Annotated in this window: 11 protein-coding genes; 1 reads left to right on the top strand and 10 read right to left on the bottom strand. The window is 56.2% G+C overall.

Translation table 11 applies throughout. The features are described 5' to 3' along the window. Positions 1–40 precede the first annotated feature (40 nt). The 3 genes from FOC35_RS16045 to FOC35_RS16035 all read right to left on the bottom strand — a co-directional run bounded on the left by FOC35_RS16045 (position 41) and on the right by FOC35_RS16035 (position 4,155). Positions 41–1,459: a glycoside hydrolase family 1 protein gene (locus FOC35_RS16045; protein WP_172569460.1), complete on the bottom strand. Its 1,419-nt coding sequence runs from the start codon at positions 1,457–1,459 to the stop codon at positions 41–43. Positions 1,460–1,477: 18 nt separating this feature from the next. Next, positions 1,478–3,340: a beta-glucoside-specific PTS transporter subunit IIABC gene (locus tag FOC35_RS16040; RefSeq protein ID WP_172569459.1), complete on the bottom strand. Its 1,863-nt coding sequence runs from the start codon at positions 3,338–3,340 to the stop codon at positions 1,478–1,480. 209 nt (positions 3,341–3,549) lie between these two features. After that, positions 3,550–4,155, bottom strand: a complete 606-nt coding sequence (locus FOC35_RS16035; protein ID WP_172569458.1) for a hypothetical protein — start codon at positions 4,153–4,155, stop codon at positions 3,550–3,552. Between the two features lie 335 nt (positions 4,156–4,490). Between FOC35_RS16035 and rimO the strand changes: the two genes are divergently transcribed. Then, a complete protein-coding gene (gene rimO / locus FOC35_RS16030) occupies positions 4,491–5,816 on the top strand; it encodes a 30S ribosomal protein S12 methylthiotransferase RimO (RefSeq protein ID WP_039898454.1) in 1,326 nt (441 codons plus the stop codon). Between the two features lie 40 nt (positions 5,817–5,856). Here rimO and FOC35_RS16025 read toward each other — a convergent pair whose 3' ends face one another. The 7 genes from FOC35_RS16025 to FOC35_RS15995 form a co-directional block, all read right to left on the bottom strand. Then, complete coding sequence (locus FOC35_RS16025) at positions 5,857–6,597, bottom strand: MipA/OmpV family protein (protein ID WP_172569457.1); 741 nt, start codon at positions 6,595–6,597, stop codon at positions 5,857–5,859. A gap of 36 nt (positions 6,598–6,633) precedes the next feature. After that, positions 6,634–7,545 carry a glutathione ABC transporter permease GsiD gene (gene gsiD, locus FOC35_RS16020; RefSeq protein ID WP_172569456.1) on the bottom strand — a complete coding sequence of 304 codons (912 nt, stop codon included), beginning with the start codon at positions 7,543–7,545 and terminating at the stop codon, positions 6,634–6,636. A gap of 2 nt (positions 7,546–7,547) precedes the next feature. Continuing rightward, positions 7,548–8,468: a glutathione ABC transporter permease GsiC gene (gene gsiC, locus FOC35_RS16015; RefSeq protein WP_172569455.1), complete on the bottom strand. Its 921-nt coding sequence runs from the start codon at positions 8,466–8,468 to the stop codon at positions 7,548–7,550. A 161-nt stretch (positions 8,469–8,629) separates the two neighbouring features. Further along, positions 8,630–10,168 carry a glutathione ABC transporter substrate-binding protein GsiB gene (gene gsiB / locus FOC35_RS16010; protein ID WP_172569454.1) on the bottom strand — a complete coding sequence of 513 codons (1,539 nt, stop codon included), beginning with the start codon at positions 10,166–10,168 and terminating at the stop codon, positions 8,630–8,632. Positions 10,169–10,179: 11 nt separating this feature from the next. Next, entirely contained in the window at positions 10,180–12,054 is a 1,875-nt protein-coding gene (gsiA, locus tag FOC35_RS16005; protein WP_172569453.1) for a glutathione ABC transporter ATP-binding protein GsiA, read from the bottom strand. After that, on the bottom strand, positions 12,054–13,007 hold the full coding sequence (locus tag FOC35_RS16000; protein ID WP_172569452.1) for an isoaspartyl peptidase/L-asparaginase: 954 nt from the start codon (positions 13,005–13,007) through the stop codon (positions 12,054–12,056). Before FOC35_RS16000 ends, gsiA begins: the two co-directional genes overlap by 1 nt. 205 nt (positions 13,008–13,212) lie before the next feature. After that, positions 13,213–15,174 carry an autotransporter outer membrane beta-barrel domain-containing protein gene (locus tag FOC35_RS15995; RefSeq protein WP_172569451.1) on the bottom strand — a complete coding sequence of 654 codons (1,962 nt, stop codon included), beginning with the start codon at positions 15,172–15,174 and terminating at the stop codon, positions 13,213–13,215. Positions 15,175–15,237: the final 63 nt, after the last annotated feature.

The raw sequence follows: 15,237 nt of genomic DNA, 5'->3' as shown, positions 1-15,237 counted from the left end.
CGGCAGCACTCCGGCGCTGCCGCTCGTCGCTGGATGGTTGTTATAACGCGTTATTTTTCATAACGTCAGCATACCAGCCAGCGCTTTTTTTCGGGATTCGACGCAGATCCTTCAGGTCAAATTCGTCGCGATTAACATAGATAAGACCGTAGCGTTTGGCGCAGCCCTGGTGGGTGGAAATCAGATCCAGCGCCGACCATGGCGTATAACCAAAGACCTCAACCCCATCGGTGATAGCCAGCTGCATCTGTTCAATGTGCAGGCGCAGGAAGTCAATACGGTAATCATCATTAATCTCGCCATTCTCATCGAGTTTATCAAATGCGCCCAGTCCGTTTTCGGTTATCAACAGCGGCAGATGGTAGCGGTCCCAGATTTCACGCAGCGTATTACGGAAGCCCACCGGATCGATTTCCGTACCAAACTGCGTACGCGGTAGATGCGGGTTCGCCGCCCCACGGTGTACGCCATCTTCCCCCGACTTCAGCAGCTTATTGCCGCCGCGCACCACTTCATCGTTGCCGTCGCCGCGGCTGGCCTCAACCGCCTGCGTGGTGTAGTAGTTAAACGCGATAAAATCTGGGCGGCCGCTTTTTAGTACTTCGGCATCCCCAGGCAGCATCTCCGGGGTGTAGCCTTTCTCTTCCATATAGCGCCAGGCGAGAGTGTTGTACTCACCTCTCGCCGCCACATCCAGATACAGCCAGTTGCGGATAGCGTTGTAGTTAAAGGCCGCCTGAATATCTTCCGGCTTGCTGCTGGCCGGGTAAATCACCGCAATATTGGGCGCGGGGCCAATTTTTGAATCAGGATATTTAGTATGCAGATCCCGCATCGCCATCGCCTGCGCCACCATCATATGGTGGTTTTGCTGGTAGAGGTTTTTCTTTTTATCGGCCTGGGTCGAGAGTTTAGGATCAAGCGTTCCCAGCGCCTCGCCCTGAAGGATCATTAAGTTCTGCTCGTTGATCGTCAGCCAGTACTTCACCTTATCGCCAAATTCATCAAACAGAACGTTGGCGTAGCGGGCAAAAGCATCGACGCTCGCGCGGTTATGCCAGCCGCCTTTTTCCTGAAGCGCCTGAGGAAGATCGAAGTGATACATCGTCACAATCGGCACAATATTATGCGCCAGCAGTTCGTCTATCAGGTTGCGGTAAAAATCTACCCCGGCTTTGTTAACGTCCCCTTCTCCGTCCGGGATTATTCGTGTCCAGGCAATCGAGAAACGGTAGGTTTTAAACCCCAGTTCGGCAAACAGGGCGATATCTTCGCGGTAGCGGTGGTAATGATCGCTGGCGACTTTGAAGTCGGTTGTTCCCTCGGGGTAGCTTTCACGGACATCAATTACCGACGGCCCTTTACCGCCTTCGTTCCATGCGCCCTCAACCTGATAGGCCGAGGTTGAGGCTCCCCAGAGAAAGTTTTTTGGAAAGGGTTTGAGTTCCCGATATCTCATAGTTAACTCCTTAATAAATCATGATAAAGAGAGCAGCGTGTCGCCAACGCGAGCCTGCGGCTGGGTCTGTTTTTGCAGCTGTTGGTAACTGTCAGCATTGGCAATGATGACCGGCGTAATGGTGTCGTACCCCGCCAGCTCTATCGCTTCTCTGTCGAACTCGAGCAGCAGATCGCCGCGCTTAACCTGCTGGTTTTCTGCGACGTGGATTTGATAGTGCTCGCCGTTGAGCTGCACGGTATCGAGGCCAACGTGGATCAGAATTTCGGCCCCGTGTTGGGAGAGAATTTGCAGCGCGTGGCCCGAGTCAAAAGTGGCCGAAACCGTGCCGTCGACCGGAGAAAAAACTTTGTTGCCGTCAGGCCGGATGGCCAGGCCGTCGCCGACAACGCCGCTGGAAAAGACCTTGTCGTTAACCTGCTCCAGCGGAACGATAGTGCCGCTCATCGGTGCCACAATTTTTTCGGCACTCACGGCAGCAGTCTGGGTCGCCGCAGGCTTATTATCTGCCGTCGCCCCGGCGCTGCCTTCTTCGGGAATATCCTCGAAACCGACGATATAAGTAAGGACGGCAGCAAGTACAAACGAGACACAAATCCCAAGGATCAGCCCGCCGAAACCTTCACCATAGAAAATCGGCAGCGTCAGCAGGCTGGGGATACCGGTAGAAATCGCCGCGCTGTTAGAATACCCAACGATGCCGCCCCCGACCGCCGCCGCAATAACGGCGCAAACGAACGGTTTTTTCAGCTTTAAGGTCACGCCATACACGGCGGGCTCGGTGATGCCAAACAGAGCCGTAATAAAGGTACTTCCTGCCAGGGCCTTCATTTTCTTATTTTTGGTTTTCAGCATAACCGCCAGCACCGCCCCGGCCTGGGCAAATACCGCCGGTACGGTGGCAGCCTTGAGGGTGCTGCGCCCGATAGTCGTGATGTCGTTGATGATCACCGGCGTAAACGCCCAGTGCATCCCAAAGATAACCAGAATCTGCCACACCGCGGCAATCAGCGCGCCGGCCAGAATCGAGTTAAAACCGAAGATGGTGACGAAGAAGCTGGCCGCCAGTTCGCTGGTATAAATACCGATTGGCCCGATGGTTATCAGCGTCAACGGCACCATAATCACTAACAGCAAAAACGGAGTGACAATGCTGCGCACCGTTTCATGGATGAATTTGTTGAACAGTCGTTCCAGCTGACACATCACCCAGATGGATAAAATAATCGGAATGACGGTTGAGGTGTATTTCATCAGCACCACCGGAATACCGGCAAAGCTAACGTCCGCTTTGGTATTGAAAAGCTCGATAATGGAGGGGTAAATCAGCGCCCCGGCTATCGACACCGCAACAAAAATATTGCCCTGGAATTTCCGCGCCGTGGTAATTGCCAGCATGATCGGCAGGAAGTAAAACAGGCTGTCCGCCGCCGCCGCCAAAATCACATAGGTGCTTTCGGTTTTGCTCATCCAGCCTTCTGCCAGGGCAATGCTCAAAAGCCCTTTCAGCACGCCGGATGCGGCCATTGCCCCAAGCAGCGGGGTAAAGATCGATGAAATAATGTCGATCATTTTGCTAAACACGTTGGTATTATTGGACCGGCTGCCCTGCTGGCTAGCGTGAGAGTCATCCAGCAGGGATGAGATCTCTCCAATCTGGCGATATACCTCCGAAACCCGGTTGCCAATAACCACCTGAAACTGGCCAGAAGCCTTCATTGTGGCAATCACGCCTTCGAGCTGTTCGAGGCCAGCCACATCCACTTTATTGATATCACGCAGAGAAAAACGCAGTCGTGTAGCGCAGTGCACCACCGTCACAACGTTATCTTCTCCGCCAACAAGGCGCAAAACATTTTCAGCCAACCATTTGATATTCATATTATTTACCTTTCGCTTAGCGCGCTTTTGTTATCCATGGGCCAAAAAAAAACCTGACCAGCAGCATGTCGGCACAGGGCAACATGCTGCTGGTCAGGTTTCGCTCGGGCTTTGCCCGATAACGTCCTTAATCAGGTTTCGTTATATAAAACTCCCTCGTGGCTAACAATCAACAGTTTGTGAATCTGTGACTGAGAGCAGAAAAATTGTTACCGGGAACAATGTGGAAACTCACTGCCGTCCAGCAATGACTCGCAGTGGCTGAAGTGAACCGGGCTAGATTCCTGCTGTACCGCCCAGACGCCTGCCTGGCCAAGCATAGCGAAGTGACGCCCGTTGTGAACCGGCACGATAACCTTATTGCAGTAGCGCCTGATGTTACTAATCAGGACCGGAAAAATGGGCCTGCTGATGTTCAAAGTGGCGTAATGCTTATTAAAGCGGACAACTTCACAACCCTGAGTGAATAAGGGGATCGCGCTGCTATTGAAGGCTCCCATTTCATCAATCCAGAATCCAGTCTCTGGCCGCTCGCGGGAGTGATTACTGAAAAATTTAATAAACGGCAGCCCCTGCGCCAGGGATTTTGCCTCGCTGCTGACAATGCAGAACAACCCGTTATCGATAAACCAGCCGGCTTTTCTATCCAGCCACCCGGCCTCCTCCTCAAAAATACGCCTGCCGATACTTTCGTCCTGCATAGCGTAATTTGTTAACACCCGACACCCGTTAACCTCAACACGGGTTTCCAGTTCAACGCCTAATAATTGCCCATCCGGAGAGGAGATTGGCAGCGCCCAATGCTGCATGTTCATTAATATTCCCTTATTATCGTAACCCACTGATAATTGATCGTTTTTACCAATCAATCAAATAAAATTGATCGTTCTCGCAAAACCTACCAATTTTAGTGGTATATCCATCTGGTTGATTTAAGGAAAGATTAAAATCTACAATGAGATTAATCGCAGTCGATATCCAGCATTTTTCACCGCTCAATCAGCGCCCAGGGCTGAGGGTTAAAGCAACACCTGTTGAATGCAGGAGTGCACGCTCAAAAAACGAACTGCAATTATCCAGTACAAATTCCGGCCCAACCTCTGTAGAATCGCTGCCTTAATATTTCTAATAATTGAACACTTTTTAAGCTATGAGCAATGTAACCCACCAGCCGCGTATCGGCTTTGTCTCCCTCGGCTGCCCGAAAAATCTCGTGGACTCCGAACGTATCCTGACCGAACTGCGTACCGAAGGCTACGACGTGGTGCCAAGCTATGACGACGCCGATATGGTTATCGTCAACACCTGCGGTTTTATCGACAGCGCCGTGCAGGAATCGCTGGAAGCGATTGGCGAAGCCCTGAACGAAAACGGAAAAGTGATCGTCACCGGCTGCCTGGGTGCAAAGGTAGATCAGATCCGTGAAGTGCATCCTAAAGTGCTGGAAATCACCGGCCCGCACAGCTATGAGCAGGTTCTGGAGCACGTTCACCACTATGTGCCAAAACCTCAGCACAACCCGTTCCTGAGCCTGGTGCCGGAACAGGGCGTGAAGCTGACTCCGCGCCACTACGCATACCTGAAAATCTCCGAAGGCTGCAACCATCGCTGCACCTTCTGCATTATCCCGTCTATGCGTGGCGATCTGGATAGCCGCCCGATTGGCGACGTGCTGGCAGAAGCTAAGCGCCTGGTAGAGGCCGGCGTCAAAGAGCTGCTGGTTATCTCCCAGGATACCTCAGCCTACGGCGTGGACGTGAAGCACCGCACCGGTTTCTGGAACGGCGCGCCGGTCAAAACCAGTATGGTGAGCCTGTGCGAACAGCTGGCTAAGCTTGGCGTGTGGACGCGCCTGCATTATGTCTACCCTTACCCGCACGTTGACGACGTAATTCCGCTGATGGCCGAAGGCAAAATCCTGCCGTATCTGGACATCCCGTTACAGCACGCCAGCCCGCGTATCTTGAAGCTGATGAAGCGCCCTGGTTCTGCTGACCGCCAGCTGCAACGCATCAAGCAGTGGCGCGAAATCTGCCCGGATCTGACCCTGCGTTCGACCTTTATCGTCGGCTTCCCGGGTGAGACCGAAGAAGATTTCGAGATGCTGCTCGAGTTCCTGAAAGAAGCTCGCCTGGATCGCGTTGGCTGCTTCAAGTACAGCCCGGTTGACGGCGCAACGGCCAATGAGCTGCCGGACCAGGTACCGGAAGAAGTGAAGGAAGAGCGCTGGAATCGCTTTATGCAGCTCCAGCAGAAGATCTCCGCCGAACGCCTGCAGGAAAAAGTGGGTCGTGAAATTCTGGTGATGATCGACGAAGTTGATGAAGAAGGTGCGATTGGCCGCAGTATGGCAGACGCCCCGGAAATCGACGGCGCGGTTTACCTGAACGGTGAAACTAAGCTGAAGCCGGGCGACGTAGTACGCGTGAAAGTAGAAAACGCGGACGAATACGATCTCTGGGGTTCAGTCGTTTAATCCTTTCTGTCCTCCTCCACCCGGAGGAGGACAATTCTACTCAGAACGTATAGCTCATCCCCACCGTAAGCTCACACAAATTATTCTTATTCACCATCGGGCTGTCGCTTATCGTATCCGGGTAAAAGCGCTGGGTAAGCTGCGCCCAGGTATTCCACTGCGGCGTCCAGGCATAGTTCATGGCGAGCCGGGCATAAGGCAGGAAGCTTGCCTGCGGCCGCCAGGTCGCTAACCCGGTCTTCGCCGATTCTTTATCAGAGATACCGTAGTAGTAGCGAGTATTCTGCGCGTTAGAGAAATCCACGCCCACTTCCGGCACCAGGGTAAACCCGCCCCACTGCGCCATCGCTATCCAGCCGGCGTTAGCAACCACGCCATTACTGACCCCCAGGGTATCCGCCGCCAGCGTGGCGCTCAATGCACCCAGCGGCGTGGTGTATAGCAGCTGCATGCCACCCATCATGGTGCTGTTACGATTATTCAGCCCACGCAGCGCAGGCGTTTGTCCCATTGAGGCGCGGTATTGTGTGTCGTAGTAATAGACTTTGGCGCGCAGCAGGAGCGTGTCGGTATTGATGAAGTTGTAGCCAGCCTCGGTGCCGTCGATATACCAGGTTTTTCCGTCGTAGCCGATATAGGGCAGCGCCCAGCGTTCCTGATGGCGGGTCTGGTAGGGTAACTGATACAGGCCGCCCTGCACCCCGGCGGACCAGTTAGCGGCAGGGCTGGAGGTGGCAACAAGGAGCGGGCTTAACAGCAGAGCTCCGGTAATTTTTCGCATTTGTTCACTCCGGGGCGACGGCTTTACGGCGTATCGCTACCCTTTAATCTTCGGATCCAACGCATCCCGCAGTCCGTCCCCCAGCAGGTTGAACGCCAGCACGGTAAGAAAAATGGCAAGACTCGGGAAAATAGCAACGTGCGGGGCAATAACCATATCCGCCCTCGCCTCGTTCAGCATCGCGCCCCATTCAGGGGTTGGCGGCTGAGCACCAAGCCCGAGAAACGACAGGCTGGCGGCGGAGATAATAGAAGTTCCGATGCGCATCGTAAAGTAAACCACGATAGATGAGACGGTCCCCGGCAGGATATGCCGGAAGATAATAATCGCATCCGGAGCGCCAATACTACGAGCAGACTCGATAAAAGTTTGCTGTTTAAGCACCAGTGTATTGCCGCGCACCAGGCGAGCGAACGCAGGAATACTGAAAATGGCGACGGCAATGATGACATTGGTCATGCCGCTGCCCATTATCGCCACCACGGCAATAGCCAACAGAATACCGGGGAAGGCAAACAGAACGTCGCAAATGCGCATCACAATGCGGTCCCACCAGCCTTCGTAATACCCCGCCAGCAGGCCGAAGAAGGTGCCTATCAACGCGCCAATCAGCACCGAAAAGACCCCGGCGGCCAGGGAAATTTGCGCGCCCACCAGCACGCGGCTAAAGATGTCGCGCCCGAGAGAGTCAACGCCAAACCAGTGCAACATCGAAGGCCCTTCGTTCAGCCTGTCATAGTCGAAGTAGTTTTCAGCATCAAAAGGCGCAATCCAGGGGGCAATCAAAGCAACCACAATCAGCAGCAGCACAAACAATCCGGCGGTCATGGCCACCGGCTGCTGGCGGAAGCGGCGTAAGAACTCGCTCCACGGAGTGCGAATTTGGCCGCTGCGAACGGTGGGCATCGCGTTTACTATGGCCTGGCGTCGCCAGTTTAAAAGTCGCATCCTTATTTGTACCTGATGGCCGGGTTAATGGCGGCGTAAAGCAGGTCCACCACTAAGTTGATAACAATAAACTCCAGCGAAAACAGCAGCACTTCCGCCTGAATCACCGGGTAGTCGCGCATCTCTACCGAGTCCACCAGCAGGCGCCCTAACCCCGGCCAGTTAAACACTTTCTCGACCACAATCGATCCGCCAAGCAGGAAACCAAACTGTAGTCCCATCATGGTGATAACCGGGATCATCGCATTACGCAGGCCGTGCTTAACCACGATAAGCGTCTCGCTCACGCCTTTAGCGCGCGCGGTGCGCATATAGTCCTCATGCAGCACATCGACAAACGAGGCGCGGGTAAAACGAGCCATCACCGCGGCGACGGCAGCACCAAGGGTTATCGACGGCAGGATATAGTGTTGCCAGCTGTCGGCGCCTACCGTCGGCAGCCAGCCCAGTTCGACCGAGAAAACCTGCATCAAGAGCATGCCGAGCGCAAAAGCCGGGAACGAGATCCCGGAAACGGCAAGCGTCATACTCAGGCGGTCCGGCCAGCGGTTGCGCCAGACGGCGGCCACAATGCCGGTCACCAGGCCAAACAGCGTCGCCCAGGCCATGCTGGTTATCGTCAGCCATAGCGTTGGCATAAAGCGGCTGGCAATCTCTTCGGAAACCGGGCGGCGAGAAACCAGCGAGGTACCAAAGTCGCCCTGCACAACGTGGGTGATGTAGTGCAGGAACTGCCGCCACAGCGGCTGATCCAGCCCCAGCTGTTTACGCACCAGTTCGATGACGGTGGCGTCGGCTTCCGGCCCGGCAATCAGCCTCGCCGGGTCGCCCGGCAGGAGGTGCACAAACAGGAATACCAGCACCGCCACAATAAGCAGCGTTGGGATCAGGCCGAAGAGGCGTTTGAGGAAATAGTTAAACATCGAGGCCCCTCCCCCTCACCCTAACCCTCTCCCCAGAGGGGAGAGGGGACGAAAGGCAGAGTATGGCCCCCCTTTCCCTTAAAGGGAGAGGGAGCAGAGACCGACCTCGTTTTCCCCCTCTCCCTTCCAGGGAGAGGGATGGGGTGAGGGTAAAAGCCACTCTACTTCAGGTCCGCATTATCAAAGCTGAATCCGGTATCCGGCATCACATAGAACCCGGTGAGGTTTTTGCTGTGGGCGGAAACCAATTTTTCTACCACCAGCGGCACCCACGGAGACTCTTTCCAGATGGTGTCCTGGGCGTCTTTATACAGCTTCGCTTTCTCCTGTGGATTGGTGGTTTGCAGCGCCCCGGTCAGGTCTTTGTCTACCTGAGGGTTGCTGTAGAAAGCGGTGTTGAACAGCGTTGGCGGCCAGTTCTGGGAGGCAAACAGCGGAGACAATGCCCAGTCAGCTTCACCGGTAGAGGCGGACCAGCCGGTGTAGAACATTCTTACGCCGCTCTCTTTCTGCCCTTTGGCTTCCACTTCAGCCGCGCGCTGCCCGGCGTCCATCGCCGTCACTTTCACTTTGATCCCCACCTGCGCCAGCTGCTGCTGGGTAAACTGCAACACTTTCTGCGCGGTGCTGTGGTTATGGGAAGACCAGAGCGTTGTTTCAAATCCGTTCGGGAAACCGGCTTCTTTCAGCAACGCTTTTGCTTTGGCCGGATCGTAAGGCCAGGGTTTGAATTTTTCCGCATAGGCGATAGACGGCGGCACCACGCCTTCGGCCGGCGTTGCAAAACCGGAGAAGGCCACTTTCACCAGCGCCTGGCGGTTAATGGCGTAGTTAATAGCTTCGCGCACTTTCGGGTTATCGAACGGCTTCTGGGTGACGTTCATGCTGATGTAGCGCTGCATGATGGATGGAGAAGCCACCAGCTCCAGCTTGCTGTTTTTCTCCAGCACGCCTGCCTGCTCGTAAGGAATTGGGAAGGCGAACTGCGCCTCACCGGTTTGCAACATCGCCGCACGGGTGTTGTTGTCCACCACCGGGCGCCAGGTAATGCTGTCGAGCTTAGGCAGCCCCTGCTGCCAGTAGCCGCCGAATTTCTTCACCTTCACGAAGTCGGTCTGGTTCCAGGTATCAAGCTGATACGGGCCGGTGCCGACCGGGTGGAAGCCAATCTCTTTGCCGTATTTTTGCAATGCGGTCGGGGAAATCATTGCCGTTGCAGGGTGGGCAAGAATGTTGATAAACGCCGAGAACGGCTCCTTCAGGGTGATTTTTACCGTGGTCGGGTCAACCGCTTCGGTCTTCGCGATGGCTTTATACAGGTTATAGCGTTTGAGGTGATTGTCAGGGTTGCTGGCGCGATCGAGGTTGGCTTTTACCGCTTCGGCGTTAAAGTCGGTACCGTCCTGGAACTTCACCCCGGAGCGCAGCTTGATGGTGTACACCAGGCCGTCATCAGAAACTTTATAGCTTTCCGCCAGCACGTTTTGCAGCTTCATATCTTTATCAAGCCCGAACAGCCCCTGATAGAAAGACTTGGCCACCGCCTGCGACAGCGTGTCGTTGGCGTCATACGGGTCGAGCGTGGTGAAGTTGGAAGCAACCGCTACGACGACATCTTTAGCAGCGAAGGCGGGCGCGGCGATAACGGTGGAGGCAAGCCCCGCCGCCAGCAGCCATTTTTGCGTTGTGTTAGCTGTCATTATTGTTTTCCTTATAGTCGATTTTCACTGCTGCCGATGGCGTGACGGGCGACAAAATGCCCCGGCCCCACGGCAACCAGCGGTGCTACATGCGGTTCATCCCCCAGGCTGCGCGTGGCGCTGGGGATCTCGTCAGAGACTAAAACAGGCTTGCGTCCCTTGCGGGATGGATCTGCAACCGGCACCGCCGCCATAAGCTTGCGGGTATACGGATGCTGGGGGTTTTCAAACACCGCGCGGCGCGGGCCAATCTCGACAATCTGGCCGAGGTACATGACCGCCACGCGGTGGCTGATGCGTTCCACAACGGCCATGTCGTGGGAGATAAATAGAAAAGCGATGCCGAACTCGCGCTGTAAGTCGAGCAGCAGGTTCACTATTTGCGCGCGGATAGAGACATCCAGCGCCGAAACGGATTCATCGGCAATCACTACTTTCGGGTTCAGCGCCAGCGCGCGGGCAATGCAGACCCTCTGACGCTGGCCGCCGGAAAACTCATGCGGATAGCGCCAGGCGTGTTCGGGCTGCAATCCTACGCGCTCAAGCAGCCAGGCTACGCGCTGCTGGGCTTCTTCCTTCGGCATTGCGTTATGCACCAGCAGCGGCTCCATAATCGAATAGCCGACGGTCTGGCGCGGATCCAGCGAAGCATAAGGATCCTGGAAGATAAACTGAATGTCTTTGCGCACGTGCTGTAACTCGCCGTTGGGCAGGTTATCAATGCGCTGGCCGTTAAAGGTAATAGTCCCGCCCTGAGTTTCCACCAGCCGCAGCAGCGAACGCCCGGTTGTCGATTTCCCGCAGCCGGACTCGCCCACCAGCGCCAGCGTTTCACCGGGCAGCAGGTCGAAACTCACTTTTTCTACGGCATGAACCTGGCGCGTAACGCGGTTGAAAATACCGCTGCGCAGCGGGAAGCGGGTGACCAGGTCCCGCACTTCAAGCACCGGCTTCGCGCCGGGGGGGATGGTGTCCTGCTCGATTTCCGTCTCCTGCTGGTTCGGCTCGCCCGCTACCACCAGCGGGAATTTTCGCGGTAAATCACTGCCGTTCATCGCGCCTAAACGCGGAACGGCGGCCAGCAGCGCCCGGGTATAAGCGTGCTGCGGGTGATTGAATATTTGATCCACGGGGCCGGTTTCTACCGCCTCGCCGCGGTACATCACCAGCACCCGGTCGGCAATATCTGCAACCACGCCCATATCGTGAGTGATAAAAATCACCCCCATTTGCATTTCGTCTTGCAATACGCGGATCAATTGCAGGATCTGCGCCTGAATGGTGACGTCCAGCGCGGTAGTGGGCTCATCTGCAATCAATACCGCTGGGCGACATGAAAGCGCCATCGCAATCATGACCCGCTGGCGCATACCGCCGGAAAGCTGATGAGGATAGCGGCTGAGGATCGACTGCGCCTCCGGGATCCTTACGCGCTCAAGCATGCGTTTCGCCTCCGCCAGTGCGGCCCGTCCATCAAGTTTTTGATGCAGACGAATAGACTCTGCTATCTGCTCGCCCACGGTAAACACCGGGTTCAGCGAGGTCATCGGCTCCTGGAAAATCATCGCCACATCCGCACCGCGCACGCGGCGCATCTGCGAATTGCTGAGTTCCGGCAGGCTGAGTACTTCTTTATTTCGGCGGCGCAGCAGCAGCTTTTCGCAGTTAACCTCACCGCCACCCTGCTCCAGCAGGCGCATTAACGCCATTGCGGTGACCGACTTACCGGAACCGGACTCGCCGACAATCGCCAGCGTTTCACCGCGGTTCAGGGTAAGCGAGAGGTGGCGCACCGCGTCGGTGACCTGCTGCTGCTGACGAAAGCGAATATTCAGGTCGCTGACAGCCAGTACCTGCTCGTCCGGTAGTTCATGGCCTTGCGACATTAACTCTCCTGGTCACGATAGATTCCTACGTTCGGGGAATCATTCACGAAGCCAAAGCCGCGATACATTCCTTCGCTGTTAAAAGGCAGCGCCACGTTGCCCTGATTATCAATCGCTATCATGCCGCCGCTGCCGCCGAGTGCGGGCAGTTTTTCCAGCACCACGCGGTCCACAGCCTGCTGAAGGCTCAGGCCAGCGTATTCCACCAGGGCGGCGATATCGTAAGCCGCCAGCGTGCGCATAAAGACTTCACCCGTGCCGGTGCATGAAACGGCGACGTTGGCGTTATTGGCATAGCAGCCCGCGCCAACTATCGGCGAGTCGCCCACGCGGCCCGGCAGTTTGTTAGTCATCCCGCCGGTTGAGGTTGCCGCCGCAAGATTGCCGAACTTATCCAGCGCTACTGCGCCAACGGTGCCAAATTTTTTATCAGCGTCTATCGGCTCGGCTCCGTCGTGATCCAGCACGGTTTGCTGACTTTCACGGGCGCGGAGCAGCTGCTGATAGCGCTCTTCGGTTGAAAAGATATCCGCCGCTACCGGCTCAAGCCCCTGCCCGGCGGCAAAATGCTCTGCCCCCTCGCCAATCAACAGGACGTGTGGACTGTTCTCCAGCACCTTCCTGGCGGCCAGAATAGGGTTGCGGATATGGCTGACGCCCGCTACCGCTCCGGCCTCAAGCGTGTTGCCGTCCATTATGCAGGCATCCAGCTCGTGCTTGCCCTCGCTGGTATAAACCGCGCCAATACCGGCGTTAAACAGCGGGCACTCTTCAAGCAGGCGCACCGCTTCGGTAACGGCGTCAAGAGCACTTCCCCCTTGCTCAAGGATCTTCTGCCCGGCAACAACAATGTCTGATAGCGCAGCGATAAACTGCAGCTCTTTTTCCTGCGTCAGTCGGGCGCGGGTTATAGCCCCGGCCCCACCGTGAATAGCGATAACGGCTTTAGTCATTCGGCATTGCCTGCAAAGAGTGGTATCCGGCAGCGTTTTTTCTATAAATATCAGAATAGTTGCCAAACATTGATACGATTTTTGAATATAGAAAGACGTAAATGTGTTGTAAAGATAATTGACTTTAGTCTTCGGGACGCGGCAGGCAGCGTGCAGGCCCCTTCGCCGCAGCAAAGAGGCCAACTTACTAAGGGATAAGAAAAAGTTAGAACTTCGCGCTAATGCCAAGGTTGTAACTGGTCTGATTACCGTCGCTCAGGCCGGCCGTTTGTGATACGGCGGCAAAAGCGGAAACCGTAGCGGAAAGCGGCATGTCCGCGCCGACAGAAAGCTCGGCCCAGTTTTTATCCTGCTCTTCGCCGGTACGACTGAAGGTTAGCGCGGTGGATTTCAGCCCGCCGTTAACGCTGTACTCGCGGTCGCCAAACTGGTGGCGGTAGCTTGCCTGCGCCCACGGATTAATGACGCCGGGGTGGGCATCAACCCGCCAGCCCGCGCTGCCAATCTGCGAATGCCCGTTCTGGTCGCCAAAACGCATCGCCGTGCTGCTGCTGCCGTTTTCACCGTAGCCATTGACGTGGCTGTAATCCCATGCATATTGCAGTGTCGGCCCCGTGGTCAGCCAGGGCGTCAGCGCAAAGTCATAGCCCGCGGTGAGCCTCGCACCATAGAGCCTTCCGTCGGTATCACCCTTTTCAGTGCGCGTTAGCTGCCCGAGAGTGATATCGCGCCGAATGTTGGTGAAGTCCGCAGAGAGGTAGTGAACGTCGCCGTTAATCCACGCCTGGCCCACGCGCAGCTGGCTGAACAGCGCCGCCTGAACGCCTCGGGTGTCGTAGCGGTAGTTATCGTCCGGGCGCTGGTTATCCAGCGAACCCGCAATCAGCCCGCCCACCAGCAGGCTGTCGTTAAGCTGGTAATCGACCCCGACGGTGAGGTTGTTGGTATTTCCTTTTCCTTCACCGCTGTAACGCTGATAGCCCCCGCCGTAGCCGCCGAACACGCCCAGCGAACCTACAGCGTTATCGTTATGGCGCAGTTGCTGGTAGCGGCCGTCGAGCGTTGCCCTGCTCCCACGCACCATCGCCAGCGTGCCCTGATTAAGGCGAGTGACCTGCACCGGAGCGGCAATAATTGACTCAATATACTGGGCGATGATGCTGTGAACCTGCGGGCTGGGGTGGAAGTGATCGGCAAACAGGTAATCCTGAGACGGGTTGAAGCCCGGCGTTGAGCTGGTGCAATCGCTGGCAGACACGCCAGCCGGGCACGCCATGCCGGCGGTATTGGTGAGGCCAAACGCCTGCGGATTAACAAGGATTTCCTGGAACACGCCGTTGATGTCCGCGCGGGCAATATTTCCGCCGCGCTGCGACAGGGCTTTATCCTCAGCACCGTTGTAAAAATCGGTTAAGGCAGAAGCCTGCTGTGCCGCCGCGTCATAGGCGGCAATAAGCTGAGCGGCAGCAGCTTGCTGGACGAGCGGATTAGCACTGACCACCGAGGCCGCGGCGCGAAGCGCATCGTGAATAGCCTGCTGGCGGCTGGCGAGATCCGGCGTTTTTGCGGCATCAAGCGAGGCGTAAGCGGCCTGAATCGCGGGCGTTGCCGCCGCGCCCAGCCCCACGCTCAGCACCATCTCCATCAGCGTTGGCGTCGCGCTGATGTCCGGCACATTCGGGACGACCACCAGCCCTGCCCCAGCATCCAGTAATGCACCAACCTGGGCTGCGGCATTTGCAGCGCTGTTCGCGGCAATGCCCTGCGCCAGCGCCGGTTGCGTTGCGGCGGCGGCCAAATCATTCCCGCCAATCCAGTGAATATATAAGCCGTTGCCGTCCGCCCTGCCTCCGGTCTGGCTCAGATATTGCTGCACCTGGCTTTGGGTATTATCAGCCAGGTTAAGCCCCGGCACGGCGGTTCCACCGCCTGCCGCATAGTTACTCCCGCCGGTGCGTGAAGGGGTTAACGTCAGTCCGTAGCGGTCGGCCAGCTGCTCGTCATAAAGTTTGTTTTGGCTGCTGTTCCACGTCCAGCGGCCGTTATTACCGGTATCGCTGAGGCTGTCGCCGAATACGGTCAGCGAGTCAAAGGCGAATGCAGATGAAGTGAGTCCTATTGCCACGGCTAGCGTACTGAATTGAAATGCTTTTTTTATGTCTGTCATCAGTTCTTCCTTGCAGAGGTTTTGAGTAGCCACAATGACTATAGCCAATAGCCGTTTGCGTGC

The organism is Cedecea sp. FDAARGOS_727 (assembly GCF_012273235.1).
Lineage (GTDB): Bacteria > Pseudomonadota > Gammaproteobacteria > Enterobacterales > Enterobacteriaceae > Cedecea > Cedecea davisae.
The sequence above is the reverse complement of the archived record's forward strand: the minus strand, read 5'-3'. Positions and strand labels throughout refer to the sequence as shown.